Raw genomic sequence first — 12,648 nt, forward strand, 5'->3', positions numbered from 1 at the left:
GAGGACCCAGGGTCCCGTATCGCACGGCTGTACGCACACCGATCCCCCCACCAGGTCACCGGTTCGTAAGGCGGAGGGCGCTCAGCAGCGGGCCGGCGGGAGTCCGCCGTCCTCCCCCCAGATGGTCACCGTCGCGGAACCGCCGCCCTCCGCGTACGCCGCGGTGCACACGATCTGCCGGAGGGCTGTGGTCGTGAGCCTCGCCGTCGCGATGGGCAGGTGGATGGTGACGGTGTCCGTGTCCGCCTTCACCTGAAGGTCGCCGCGGAACCGTGGCAGCTCGGTGTGGAGGCCGGCCGCGGTCTCGTTGCCGCGCGGCCCGTCGAACAGCGCGGCCAGCGCCTTGGCCCCCGACACCGGCTGAGGGCTCGGATCGGCGTCGTCGCCGCCCGCCAGCATTCTGGTCACCGGTGTCACGCGGCCCCGGGGCGAGACGAAGTAGAGCAGCAGCATGCGTTGCCCCGGGCTCGACGACACGGCGACGGTGGCGGGGCCGCCGGCTTCTACGACACCGGTCCGCTGGACGCCGCAGCCGGTCAGTACGGCGGCCGCCGTGGCACAGACCGCCGTGGCGCGGGCCGCGCGGAGGACCGGACGCTTCACGCCGTGGCCTCCAGGCGCGTCAGGGGTATCTCCACGGTGAAGACGGCTCCGCCGTCGGGGCGGTTGCCGGCGTGGACCCGGCCGCCGTGCAGACGCACGTTCTCCAGGGTGATGGCCAGGCCGAGGCCGCTTCCCCGCGAACGGGTGCGGGCCGCGTCCGCCTTGTAGAAGCGTTCGAAGACGTGCGGCAGCGCGTCCGCGGCGATGCCGGGGCCGTGGTCGCTGACCTCTACGACGAGCCGTGCGGGGGTCTCCGTGCCGTCCGTCGCCGACCGGTGCGGCGGGGTCGCGTCGGCGGCGGTCCGCCGCACTCGGAGCCGTACCAGGACGGGCGCGCTGCCGTGCCGCAGTGCGTTGCCCACCAGGTTCGCGATGACGACATCGAAGCGGCGGGGATCGAGCCGGGCCCTGACGCCGTCGGGGAGGTCGGTCGTCACCTGCTTCTCATCGTTCCAGTGACGGCTCGACAGTGTCTTGCGGATGGCCTGGGCGACATCGACCTCGTCGGTGTGGAGTTCCGCGGCGCGCGCGTCGAACCGTGAGATCTCCATCAGGTCCTCCACGAGCACCGCCAGTTTGCCCGTCTCCGCGCTGATCAGGCGGACGGCTGCCGCGGTGTCGGGCGCGAGCCGGTCCGCGTCCTCGTCCAGCACCTCGGTGACGGCGAGCATCCCGGCGAGCGGGGTGCGCAGTTCGTGGGAGACGTCGGAGGCGAAGCGGCGGGCGCGTGCCTCGGCCTCCCGCAGTTCATCGACGGACCGCTCCAGTTGTACGGCGGAGTGGTTGAAGGTCCGTGCCAGATCGGCGAGTTCGTCGCTCCCCTTGGTCCGGATCCGGGCGTCCAGCCGGCCACTGCCCATCTGCTCCGCGGCCTTGCGCAGGTCGCGGACGGGGCGCAGCACACTGCGCGCGGCCAGCAGTGCGGGCACGAGTGCCATCGCCAGGGCCGGCAGGGCACCGTCGCGAGCCGCGGTGACCATGGCCCGGACGTTGGCCTCCTCACTGGTCAGCGGCATCACGGCGTACAGCACCAGCCCGGTGGGCCGGACGATCCGCCCTGCCCGGAACACGGTCGGGACGGCGATGGTCAGCCACGGGGTGCCGTTCCGGTCGACGCGCTGGAAGCTGCCGTGAGGGTGTGTGAGCACGGCACTGCGCAGGGCGGGGGTGACGACCGTCGATACGGGGCTGGTACCGGAGGACACCCGGAGGGATCCGTACTCCGCGAACACGACCCAGGGGTGCGGTCTGCCCTCCCGGGCGATGCGCCGCAGCTGCTCCTGCAGCGGTCCGGGCTCGACGGGCAGGGGCGTGGCCAGCTCCTGCACCTGGTCGCGGAACGAGGACACGGCGGTGTTCTGGGCCTGGTCGAGGATCGCGGTACGTGCCTCGCGGTAGGTCAGGACGGCGGTGGTCCCGGCGCTCACGGCGGCGACGAGCAGAAAGGCGAGGATCAGCCGTGTACGGAGCCCGATACGTGCCCTGAAGCGGCTCACAGGGGTCCGAACCGGTAGCCGAAGCCGCGCAGGGTCTGGATGTAGCGGGGCTCGCCGGGGGTGTCCTCGATCTTGTTGCGCAGCCGTCGTACGCACGCGTCGACCAGTCGGGCGTCCCCGTGGAAGCTGTGCTCCCAGACCTGTTCGAGCAGTTGCTGACGGCTGAAGACCTGTTCGGGCGCCGCTGTCAGGTAGAGCAGCAGTTTCAGCTCGGAGGGCGCGAGCGCCAGGCGCTCTCCGGCCTTGGCGACGTTCAGTCCGGCGCGGTCGACGGCGAGGTCTCCGTGGAACTCCACGGCGGCGCGTCCGGCGGGCTCCTCGATGCGGCGTAGCACGGCCCGGATGCGGGCCTCGATGACCTCGGTGCGCGCGGGTTTGACGATGTAGTCGTCGGCCCCGGCCTCCAGCCCGACCACCACGTCGAAGTCGTCACCGCGGGCGGTGAGCATGATGATCGGCAGGGGGCCGGACTCCCGTACCCGACGGCAGACCTGGACGCCGTTCATGCCGGGCAGCATGAGGTCGAGCAGGAGCAGATCGGGGCGGAACTCACCGATGGCCGCCAGCCCTGCCTCACCGCTGGGCGTGGTGCGTATCTCGTGCCCGCGGCGGCGCAGGCCGAGCTCGATCCCCTCGCGCACGGAGGGATCGTCTTCGATGAGCAGGACACGTGGCATGGGCTGAGTATTCCATTCGATCAATTGGGTCGGTGACCTGGTCAGTTGGCCGCTCGGAACGGTCAGGTGACGGTCTCAGCGGCCTCGGCGGCGCAGTGCGCGGCCCACAGCGCCGAGCGCGGCCTCCACTTCGGTCAGCCCCAGCGGGCGGGCGAGTGCGGCGAAGGTCGCCGCGATGGCCGCGGTCCCGGCGGTGGCCGCCGTCAGCGGGCCGAGCGACGAGGCGCGGGTGGCGGCGAGATGACCGAGCAGGGCGGCCGGTATCGCCGCGGACAGCAGGCGGGCCGGCGCGGTCCCGCCGGGTGAGCGCGACAGGCCACCGCCGGAGGTGGCCGGGAGCCTGCGCGCCAGCACGCGGGCGGTGACCGCCCACCCCGCGAAGAGCGCGACCGAGTAGGCGCCGGCCATGCCGGTGACCGCCCAGCGCGGGGGCAGCAGCAGGAACGCGGCGGCGGACAGGGCCGCGTTGAGCCCGGCGATGACCAGGTTCAGCAGGAAGGGGGTGCGGGTGTCGGAGAGGGCGTAGAAGGTGCGGGACAGCACGTACTGCCCGGAGAAGGCGACCAGCCCCGGTGCGAACGCGGCCAGTGTCCCCGCCATGACCGCGATGTCGTCCGCGCCGGTCCTGCCGTACCGGAACACGACCGCCATGACCGGTCCGGCGACGGCGCCGAGCACGCACGCGGCGGGTACGACGGCCGCGAAGCTGTTGCGCAGCGCGCGCGAGACGTCCCGCCGCAGTCCAGCCGTGTCGCCGTCGGCCGCCGCCCGGCTCATCCGTGGCATCAGCGCGGTGACGAGAGAGACGGTCACGATGCCGTGCGGCACCGCCCAGAGCAGGTACGCGTTGGAGTACGCACTGAATCCGGCGCCGCCCTCGGTGCCTTGGGCCGCCGCCCGCTCCCCCGCCGTCGTGGCGAGCCTGGTCACCACCCAGTAGGCGAGCTGGTTCGTGAGGACGAGCAGGACCAGCCAGCCGGCTGAGCGCAGTGGGCGGGACAGCCCGCTGCCGCGCCAGTCGAACCTGGGCCGCCAGTGCAGGCGCGCGGCGCGCAGGGACGGCAGCAGCGCCAGGGTCTGTGCGACGATGCCGGCCGTGGTGCCCCAGCCGAGCAGTTGCGTCTGGCCGGTGGTGAGCGTGCTCCCCGTGCCGCATGTGGTCAGGTAGGCGCCGAAAACGGCGATGACCACCAGGTTGTTGAGGACCGGCGCCCACATCATGGCGCCGAAGCGGCCTCTGGCGTTCAGCACCTGTCCCAGCAGGGTGAACATTCCGAGGAAGAAGATCTGCGGCAGGCAGCAACGGGCGAAGACGACCGTCGTCGCCGCCTGCGCGCCGCTGTAGCCGGTGTACGCGGCCACGACGGCGGGCGCGGCGAGCATGGCGCCGACCGTGATCAGCGACAGGGCGGCCGTGCAGGCGGTCAGCAGTCGTTCCGTGTACGCCGTTCCGCCGTCCTGGTGCTGCTCGGCCGCCTTCACCAGTTCCGGCACGAAGACGGCGTTGAGCGCCCCGCCGAGGAGCAGGGTGTAGAGGATGTTGGGGACGGTGTTGCCGACCGCGTAGCCGTCGGCGGTCAGTCCGACGCCGAGCGCGGAGGCGACCACCGCGGAGCGTACGAATCCGGTGGCGCGGGAGACGAGGGACCCGGCGGCCATGAACGCACTGCTGCGCAGCACCGATTCGGGCCGGCGGTGCCCCGTGCGCACCCCGCCGGCGGTGGTGCCCTCGCACTCGGCCCCGCTCGGGTTGTCCGGTGTCATGGAGGTGCTCATCGGCGGGCCAGGTACATCTGGAAGGCCCGGTACAGCGCCTGGTTGGCCGCGCCGTCCAGGGGTGTCTCCCACTCGCCCAGCGTCTCCACCACCTGTCCCCTGGTGCCGAGTTTCCAGCGGAGCAGCCCGAAGCGCCGGTCGCCGGGATCGAGCACGGAAGACACACCGCGCATGTCGTAGACCTCCGCGCCCAGCGCGTGGGCGTCGCGCATCATGCGCCACTGCAGGGCGTTGGACGGGCGGACTTCGCGCCGGTGGTCCGCGGACGCTCCCGTCTGGTACCAGACCCGGCGGCCCGCCCGGATCATGGTGTGGGCGGCCAGTATCTCGCCCTGATGCCGGGCGAGATACAGCCGCATGCGGTCCGGATCCTCGGCGTTCAGCGCGGCGTACTGGCGCTCGTAGTACGCGAGGGAACGGCCGAGGCGGAAGCCGTCCCGTTCCTCCGTGATCCTCAGCAGCCGGTGGAAGGCGGGAAGATCGGCGGGTCCGCCGACCGTCACCTCCACTCCCGCCTTCCGCGCCCGGCGTATGTTGCGCCGCCACTCCTGGCTGAGTCCGGACCAGAGGTCGTCGACTCCGCGCCCGGCCAGCGGCACGCGGAAGACGAAGCGGGGCTGTGCGTCCGAGTCGTCCTCGTCGCCACCACACCGCCGCCAGCCCCGGGCTCTCAGTCTTTCGGCGACGACCGCGCCGAGGGGATCGACCTCGCAGGCCAGCACGTCGGTGACCCGCCGTCCGGGTCCGGCGCCGGCCTTGATCCCGGCCGCGTCCCAGCGGCGATAGTCGGGCGAGGGCCCGATCCGTACGGCGAACGCACCCGACGCCCGCAGATGGCGAAGCAGCGGCGTGAGCCAGCCGTCGAGATCCGCGCCCGCCCAGTCGGCGACCGGCCCCTCGGGCAGGTAGGCGAAGTACTTGCGGGTGCCGGGGAACGGGCGCAGCAGCACCAGCGCCACTCCGCTCAGCTCGCCCGCCTCGCCGCCGGTCCGCGGTCCCCAGCCGAGCAGCTGGGCGTGCCAGCCCTCCTTCACCCCGGCCCAGGACGGCCACTGGAGAAAGGAGGGGGCCAGTCGGGAGCCGGCACGCGATGCGAGAAAGGCCCGGTACACATCGGCGGACACGGGTGCGAGCCATGTGTCCTGCCGGTCACGGCTTGCCGTCGCGAGCAGCGCTGACACTGCGCCTCCTTGGTTGCGTCGTCATGGGGAGCCGGGCTCCCGGGGAAGGGAACGCGTCGAAGGTTCACAGGCGCCCGTGACCGGGCCACGCGGCCCGTGTGACCGGACCATGACCGTTGCGGTGCCGCGGCTGTCACTCCGGGTCGCCGCGACTGGCTCCCCCGGCCTGCTCCCGCTGTTCCGCCGCACGTCGTTCCGGCTGCCCGCGGCTGAGACGCACCGCCGTCGAAACGCCTCCCATGACCGTCCGGCGCCGCGTTCGTGACGGGACGACGACCGTTCCTGTGCACCTGCCGTCACATGGTCGACAAGCCGTTGTCCTGCGGATTTCTCGTCCTAGAGTCACCTGCGTCCCGGCGTTCCGCCGTCTCTCCCGGAGGTATTCGTTGATCCCGATACGTGTCGGACCCTTGACCGTCGGCGCCTCGCGCAGGGGCCCCGCAGGGGTCCGGGGCGCCACCATCGCGGTGGCCGCCGTGCTCGCGAGCGCCACCCTTCCCGCCTGCTCCGCGGGCGGTCCTTCCGCGGCGTCCACGGACGCGAAGGGCGGCGCCGGACATGTGCGCGGTGGCACGGCGACGGTCACCGTGTCGCCGCACGGCGCCCGGGCGAAGGCCGGCGAGCCGGTCCGGGTGGCGGCGCACGGAGGCACGCTGACGTCGGTGACGGTCAAGGACGCACGGGGCAGGCGGCTCTCCGGCAGGATGTCGGCCCACGACCGGGCCTGGGTGTCCGACCGCAACGCCGTACCGGGGACCTCGTACACGATCGTGTCCATCACCCGCAGCGAGGACGGCACTTCGCGTCGCGCGCGCACCTCCTTCACCACCGAGGCCGCCGAGCGGGTCAACAAGGTGGACTGGCGTCCGGGCGACGCCACCACGGTGGGCGTCGCCCAGCCGATATCCCTCGTCTTCGACCGCCCGGTGCGCGACAAGGCGGCGGTGGAGGAGCAGTTGACGGTCACCACCTCCGACGACACCGAGGGCTCGTGGGGGTGGATGAAGGACTGGTCCGGCAAGGACCGGGTCGACTGGCGCCCCAAGGAGTACTGGCGGCCCGGCACCGAGGTCACCCTGGACGCCCGACTGAACGGCACGGACTCGGGAGGGGACGGCGGCTGGTTCGTCCGCGACTACCGCCTCGGCTTCACCGTCGGCGCACGGCAGGTGGTCAAGGTCGACCTGGACCGCAAGCGGCTCACCGTGGAGCGCGACGGCAGGCCGGTGCGGACCTTCCCCGTCTCCGGAGGCACCCCCGGCCCCGACACGGGCTCTTGGCGTGGCACCGAGGTCGTCATGGCCAAGGAGGGCTCGATCCGCATGAACTCCGAGACCGTGGGGCTCGGCGACGCCTACGACCAGAAGGTCGACTACGCCATGCGGCTCACCTGGTCGGGCACCTACGCACACGCGGCGCCCTGGAACGCCGCGTACTTCGGCCGGGCCAACAGAAGTCACGGCTGCATCGGCATGAGCGACTCCGACGCGCGATGGCTCTACCGGCACACCTCCGTCGGCGATCCCTTCGAGGTCGAGGGCGCCGACACCAAGGGTCGAGTGGCCCTGAACAACGGCCTCGGCGACTGGAACGCCGGCTGGGACGAGTGGCGCGCGAGGAGCGCCCTCTAGCGATGCCGGCGCTCGCGGCGCCCGACGCACGCACCCACCCCCCTTCTCCCGGCCGCGCAGGCCGGGTTGCCCCTCCGACAGACGACTCCTGGGAGATCTCCATGCACAAGTACCTGACCGGGCTCGCCGTTGCCGCGCTCGCCGGCGCCTCGCTCATCTCCATGGCCCCGGCCGCGTCGGCCGCGGGTTGCGTGTCGACGACTCTGACCACCGGTTATCAGGGCGCCGGTCAGGTGGCCTACAAGGCCGCCAGCGGCTGCCGCGACCTCAACCTGACGTACGCGCACGACTCCTCGGGTTCCAACTTCGAGTCGTACGCCGGGTTCTACAAGAACGCCGCCGGCAACTGGACCGAGGGTTCGACCGGCTATTGGGGTGTCTTCAACGGGTCGAAGCCGCTCGGCTCGATCGTCCTCGTCTCGAACCTCACGAGCGGCCGGGCCTTCGGTGTCGGCAGCTACAACGACGGAGGGGACACCGTCACCATCACGCACTGAACCCGTAGTGGACGCCGCGCCCCGACGGGGCCGGCGTCCACGCCGTACCGCCGACCACCTACCTCCTCCTCGGGAAGCTGTTCGAGCATGCCTCGTCCCGTCCGCCACCTCGCCCTTCTTGTGAGTCTCGTCCTCGCCGGCCTGACAACCGGCTGCTCAGGTGACACAGAACCGTCGGCGGCTCCGCCCAGCGCACGGCAGCGCCCGGCGACGGTGACCTACGGTGTTCCGGCGGACCTCGTCACCATGGTGCTGCCGACCACAGGCCGGCAGTCCCGCGCGACACAGGGGCTGGACGCCTTCGGGAAGCTGGCCGCCGCCCGGGCGTTCTCGCGCTGCGCGGGACTACGAGGTGAGCAGCCACCCGACGGGCGACCGCCCATGTTCACCCGTTTCGCGGACCTGCCCGACCTGGACTACCTGCGGGCCCACGGCTTCGGCGGCGCCGTCCTCGTGCCCGGCGCGACACCGACCGGACCGGCCGCCTCCGTCTCTCCTCCGGCCCCACGGACCCTCGAACGCTGCGGCGCCGAGGCCCGAGCCGTCACCCGCGAACTGCGGGACATATACATGCCCCTGCAGTCCGAGTGGTTCGCCCGGGTGGCGCGCCTCCGGAGCGATCCGAAGGTGAGCCGCGCCTACCGCTCGTTCTCCGCCTGTCTGGCCGAGAACAACGTGGACGCCGACGACGAACGGGCCTTCTTCGCACTGGCCGACCAGCGGCTCCAGGCAGCCGACCCGGCCGGCACCCGACGGCTGTCCACCGTCTACGTGACATGCATGAAGCCCGTCGAGGAGGTGCGGGAACCCTTGCGCAAGGTGCTCGGCCGGCGGTTTCGGGCGACGCACACGTCCGACATCGCCACCGTTCGCGTGCGACTCCTCTCGAAGCTCCGCGAGTTGGAGACGCGCTACGGCATCCGCTTCCCGGTCCCCCGCCTCCAGGCACCGCCGCCGCGGGCCCGGCCGGTAGCCGGTGTTGCGACGGTGCCTTCTCACCCCTTCGCGTCCGGCACCCACCCGGGCGGGCCGAACAGATAGCCGGCGCGGTCGCGCCAGCGGCGGGCCGTGCGGACGTCGCTCCACGCCGAGGCGAACTCGTGGAAGGCGACCCGCACCGGGTTGTAGGTGTCGATGTTCTTCGTGAGGCCGTACACCACGCGCTCGCCCTCCGGTTCGAAGGTGCGGAAGAGCCGGTCCCAGAGGATGAGGATGCCGCCGTAGTTGCGGTCCAGGTACGCGTTGTTGGAGCCGTGGTGGACACGGTGGTGGGAGGGCGTGTTGAAGAACCACTCCACCGGCCGCCACAGCCTGTCCACCCGCTCGGTGTGCAGGAAGAACTGATAGGCCAGGCTGAAGGCCTGCTGGAGCAGGATCATCCAGGGTGGGATGCCGAGCAGCGCCAGGGGCAGCCAGAACGGCAGGCCCGTCATCGGAGTCCAGCTCTGGCGCAGGGCGGTGGAGAGGTTGAAACGGACGCTGGAGTGGTGCACCACATGGCTCGCCCACAGCACCCGCACCCGGTGGTGGGCGCGGTGGAAGGCGTAGTACGCCAGATCGTCGGCGAAGAACAACAGCAGCCAGGTCCATGCCGAGGACGCGGAGAGGTGCCAGGGGGCGACGGTGAACAGGGCCGCGTACAGCACGAGCGTCACGACCTTCCACGGCACCGCGATGACCTGGCTCCCGGCGCCCATGGACATGCTGGTGACGGTGTCCCGCAGCTCGTACCCGCGCTCGTCGTCGTCCGGCAGGAAACGGTAGGAGAGTGCCTCCACGACCACCAGCAGCACGAACGCCGGTATCGCGTAGACCACGGTGGGGATCATGTCAGCGCACCGCCTTCCGGGGCGTCGAAGGCACACTGCGGGACAGCAGCTCGCGCGCCAGTCTCTCGGCCGCCTCGGACTCGCGTGCCGCGATGAGTTCGGCGAGCCGCACGTGCGTCTCCACGTCGAGCAGTTCGGCGGTCCGCAGGTCGTCCGGTACGTCGGCGACCGGGAGCGTGCCGTCCACCAGGCTGTTGAAGGCCAGGAGGTAGGCGATGTTCGCGGCCCCCTCCACGATCAGCCGCCACCAGGCGACGTCCGCCAGGCCGAGTTCCTCCAGATCGGGCCCGCTGCGCGCGTACCGCCACGCCGCGTCGACGATCTCCCCGGCGGCCGACTCCGAACACCGGATCGCGCACAGCCGGGCGGCGTCCGCGCCGATGCACGCCCGCATCTCCAGAGCGTCGCGTGTCAGGTCCGCGACCGAGGGTCCGCCGTCGGACGCGGCGATCCCGACGGCGAGGTCGAGGCCGGCACTGCGCCGCCAGTCCAGGACGAGCGTGCGACCGCCGTGGCTGACCTCGACCAGCCGGGCCTGCTGAAGCCGTTTGACGGCCTCGCGCACCGCGTGCCGGTTCACGCCGAACTCGGCCGCCAGGTCACGTTCGGCGGTGAGGGGGCACCCGGGAGGCAGGCCACCGCCGAGGATCCTGTCGCGCAGTACGGCGAAGAGCTGGTCCGAAACCGCCTCGCGCCGGATGTGTCGCTCGGTCATGACGCACAGGGTGGACAGAGGTGGGCCACTGGTCAACTGGTTGGACCAGATTGCCTCCACGGTCGCCGATGGCGCCTTCTGTACCCCGGTCGCCTCCGCGCCCAATCTCCAGGTGCGGGTACCGACCAGCCCCGAGTGGACGCTGTTCGATCCGGTGCGCATCCGGGCGAGGGGCGCCGCGCCTGGGCCGCCATCGTCGCCGCGGGTGCCGGCGCCGCGACCGAGTCCGCGGCGCCGGGCGCACCGGCAAGGCCGGTGAGACTACGACTGGGTGGGCATCGCCTGGTAGCAGGCCGGGCCGTCGAGGTCACCGGCGATCCACGCCCAGTACATGCGGCCACCGGTCACCGGGCCGACGACACCGTCGGAGTCCAGGCCGTAGGCCTGCTGGTATCTCCTGACCTCGGCGAGCGTGTTGTCGCCGAATATGCCGTCCGCGCTGATGAGGTGATTGTTCCTGCCCTGCGCCGAGTTCCAGTGGTTCAGCGCGTACTGCACGCACTGCACGTTGAACCCGGAGTTCCCGTAGCGGATGGTGGGTGCGCCGACCCTGGCGCTCGCGGACGACGTTCCCACGCCGATGAGTACCGCGGCGCTCACAGCCACGGTGGCACCCCGCAGTACCGACTTCATACGGTGCTTCATTGTGTGATCTCCCTCGTTGGACGATGACCTTCACAACCAAGATCATCTTTGGTCGCGATCACTATAGAGCCCTGGTGGGACATTCGGTCGACGCGATCCGGAGGGCGCCCCGCGCCGGCACGTCGAAGGGTCACCGTGGCCGCCCGGCGTCGCCGTGAGCCGCACCCGTCGACAGGGGGCGGGGCGCCTTCCTGTGGTGTCGCCCGGCATCGCCCTCTACCCGAACGGCGTAGCGGCCGTGCATACGGTGAGAAGCGCGAGCGCGACCGGTACGGGCGTCGCCTTCGGGGAAGCACTAGCAGCATGAGGCTGATCGGGCGGCACGGCGGCAACCGGCGGTGGACGGGATCCTGGCCGTGCTTCGCCGCCACCGGTGCGGCCGTCGCCGCCGCTGCCGCCACGAGCGCGCGAGCCGTCGACGCCGACGGCGACTGGTACCGGTCCCTGCGCAAGCCCCTGTGGGAACCGCCGCCCTGGGCCTTCGGCGCCGTCTGGACACCGTTGTACGTGACGATCGCCTACGCGGGCGGCCGCGCGCTGTACACCGCCTCCCATCGGCGGGAACGCGGGCTGCTGGCCGCGAGCCTGGCGGTCAACCTCACTCTGAACGCGGGGTGGAGCCGGCTGTTCTTCGGCCTGCGCAGCACCAGGGCCGGCTTGCTCGGCACCGTGCTGCTCGACGTCAGCAACGTGGAACTCATGCGCCGCGTGGCACGAACCGACCGGACAGCGGCCGCCGCCCTGCTCCCCTACGCCGCATGGTGCGCCTTCGCCACGGCCTTGAACGCGTCCATCGTCCGTCAGAACTGACGGTGGCGGAGTCCATGCCTGAGGCTCAGTGGGCGTGGAACCACCACGCCGACGCGAGGTGCAGGGCGCCGAGCAGGCCGGCACCGGCGGTCATGATTCCGGCGACGCCGAAGCCGGCCGACACGAGGGACCCGAGGGCATTCGCGACCGCCAGGACGGTCTGGGCGGTTGCCGGACTCACAGTTACATCACCCCGTAAATCATTCTGATTGTGAACGATATGAGGACGGTATCATTCTCGACATGAGCGACGTCAACGGATCGGCGGCCGACAGCACTTCGGACCTGACCTCGACCGTGGTGTTCAGACTCGGAACCCTCGGCACGGTGGCCACCGACCGGTTCACCCGGAAGATCGAGGAACTGGGCCTCAAGCCGAAGCACGTCGGCCTGATGGCCGCGCTCGGCCTCGGCGCGGCGGCGTCCCAGCAGGAACTCGCCGCGCGCATGGGCATCGCGCCGAGCCTGGTGGTGTCCCTGGCCGACCACCTGGAGGACGTCGGCGCGGTGCGGCGGGTCCGCGATCCACAGGACCGCCGACGGCAGGTCCTGACACTCACCGAGGAGGGTCACGGCCTGCTGGACCGGTGCACGTCCGTGGCACGCGCCCTGGACGAAGACCTCGTGGCCGGCCTGACCCGGGAGCAGCGGCAGGCGCTGGACGAAGCCCTGCGCGTGATGGCGCAGCACGCCGGACTGCCGTAGACCACGGGAGTGCCGATCTTCGCCGACCCGGCGACGAGAGCCCGGCGGAAGGCTGTGGGAGCCTGACAGAAGGGACGAGACCC

General features: G+C 71.6%; 14 protein-coding genes. 5 read left to right on the forward strand and 9 right to left on the reverse strand.

Annotated features, from left to right (window positions below):
• Positions 1-81 precede the first annotated feature (81 nt).
• The 5 genes from ACF08B_RS32740 to ACF08B_RS32760 form a co-directional block, all read right to left on the reverse strand.
• Positions 82-603 carry a hypothetical protein gene (locus ACF08B_RS32740; RefSeq protein ID WP_392320695.1) on the reverse strand — a complete coding sequence of 174 codons (522 nt, stop codon included), beginning with the start codon at positions 601-603 and terminating at the stop codon, positions 82-84.
• Complete coding sequence (locus ACF08B_RS32745) at positions 600-2,099, reverse strand: ATP-binding protein (RefSeq protein WP_392320696.1); 1,500 nt, start codon at positions 2,097-2,099, stop codon at positions 600-602. Before ACF08B_RS32745 ends, ACF08B_RS32740 begins: the two co-directional genes overlap by 4 nt.
• Positions 2,096-2,776 (reverse strand): response regulator, encoded by a 681-nt coding sequence (locus ACF08B_RS32750; RefSeq protein WP_392320697.1) that lies wholly within the window; start codon positions 2,774-2,776, stop codon positions 2,096-2,098. The genes ACF08B_RS32745 and ACF08B_RS32750 overlap by 4 nt, the downstream gene beginning before the upstream one ends.
• A gap of 75 nt (positions 2,777-2,851) precedes the next feature.
• Positions 2,852-4,540 carry a murein biosynthesis integral membrane protein MurJ gene (gene murJ, locus ACF08B_RS32755; RefSeq protein WP_392320698.1) on the reverse strand — a complete coding sequence of 563 codons (1,689 nt, stop codon included), beginning with the start codon at positions 4,538-4,540 and terminating at the stop codon, positions 2,852-2,854.
• Positions 4,541-4,548: 8 nt separating this feature from the next.
• Complete coding sequence (locus ACF08B_RS32760) at positions 4,549-5,733, reverse strand: lipid II:glycine glycyltransferase FemX (RefSeq protein WP_392320699.1); 1,185 nt, start codon at positions 5,731-5,733, stop codon at positions 4,549-4,551.
• Between the two features lie 410 nt (positions 5,734-6,143).
• Here ACF08B_RS32760 and ACF08B_RS32765 point away from each other — a divergent pair, with 410 nt between their 5' ends.
• The 3 genes from ACF08B_RS32765 to ACF08B_RS32775 all read left to right on the forward strand — a co-directional run bounded on the left by ACF08B_RS32765 (position 6,144) and on the right by ACF08B_RS32775 (position 8,902).
• Positions 6,144-7,364: an Ig-like domain-containing protein gene (locus tag ACF08B_RS32765; RefSeq protein ID WP_392320700.1), complete on the forward strand. Its 1,221-nt coding sequence runs from the start codon at positions 6,144-6,146 to the stop codon at positions 7,362-7,364.
• A gap of 101 nt (positions 7,365-7,465) precedes the next feature.
• Positions 7,466-7,861: a hypothetical protein gene (locus ACF08B_RS32770; RefSeq protein ID WP_392320701.1), complete on the forward strand. Its 396-nt coding sequence runs from the start codon at positions 7,466-7,468 to the stop codon at positions 7,859-7,861.
• Positions 7,862-7,948: 87 nt separating this feature from the next.
• A complete protein-coding gene (locus ACF08B_RS32775) occupies positions 7,949-8,902 on the forward strand; it encodes a hypothetical protein (RefSeq protein ID WP_392320702.1) in 954 nt (317 codons plus the stop codon).
• Here the strand turns inward: ACF08B_RS32775 and ACF08B_RS32780 are convergent.
• The 3 genes from ACF08B_RS32780 to ACF08B_RS32790 form a co-directional block, all read right to left on the reverse strand.
• The gene (locus ACF08B_RS32780; protein ID WP_392320703.1) at positions 8,857-9,690 is read right to left on the reverse strand and encodes a sterol desaturase family protein; all 834 of its coding nucleotides are present in this window, start codon (positions 9,688-9,690) and stop codon (positions 8,857-8,859) included. The two genes, ACF08B_RS32775 and ACF08B_RS32780, sit on opposite strands and share 46 nt — an antisense overlap.
• Position 9,691: 1 nt before the next feature.
• Positions 9,692-10,405 (reverse strand): FadR/GntR family transcriptional regulator, encoded by a 714-nt coding sequence (locus ACF08B_RS32785; RefSeq protein WP_392320704.1) that lies wholly within the window; start codon positions 10,403-10,405, stop codon positions 9,692-9,694.
• A 261-nt stretch (positions 10,406-10,666) separates the two neighbouring features.
• Positions 10,667-11,050, reverse strand: coding sequence for a peptidoglycan-binding protein (locus ACF08B_RS32790; protein WP_392320705.1), 384 nt, complete (start codon positions 11,048-11,050; stop codon positions 10,667-10,669).
• A gap of 303 nt (positions 11,051-11,353) precedes the next feature.
• On the opposite strand from ACF08B_RS32790, the gene ACF08B_RS32795 reads away from it, so the two are divergent.
• Positions 11,354-11,860, forward strand: coding sequence for a TspO/MBR family protein (locus ACF08B_RS32795; RefSeq protein WP_392320706.1), 507 nt, complete (start codon positions 11,354-11,356; stop codon positions 11,858-11,860).
• A gap of 25 nt (positions 11,861-11,885) precedes the next feature.
• Here ACF08B_RS32795 and ACF08B_RS32800 read toward each other — a convergent pair whose 3' ends face one another.
• A complete protein-coding gene (locus tag ACF08B_RS32800; RefSeq protein WP_392320707.1) occupies positions 11,886-12,041 on the reverse strand; it encodes a hypothetical protein in 156 nt (51 codons plus the stop codon).
• A 62-nt stretch (positions 12,042-12,103) separates the two neighbouring features.
• Between ACF08B_RS32800 and ACF08B_RS32805 the strand changes: the two genes are divergently transcribed.
• On the forward strand, positions 12,104-12,565 hold the full coding sequence (locus tag ACF08B_RS32805; RefSeq protein ID WP_392320708.1) for a MarR family winged helix-turn-helix transcriptional regulator: 462 nt from the start codon (positions 12,104-12,106) through the stop codon (positions 12,563-12,565).
• Positions 12,566-12,648: the final 83 nt, after the last annotated feature.

It is taken from the genome of Streptomyces sp. NPDC015139 (assembly GCF_043079785.1).
Lineage (GTDB): Bacteria > Actinomycetota > Actinomycetes > Streptomycetales > Streptomycetaceae > Streptomyces > Streptomyces albidocamelliae.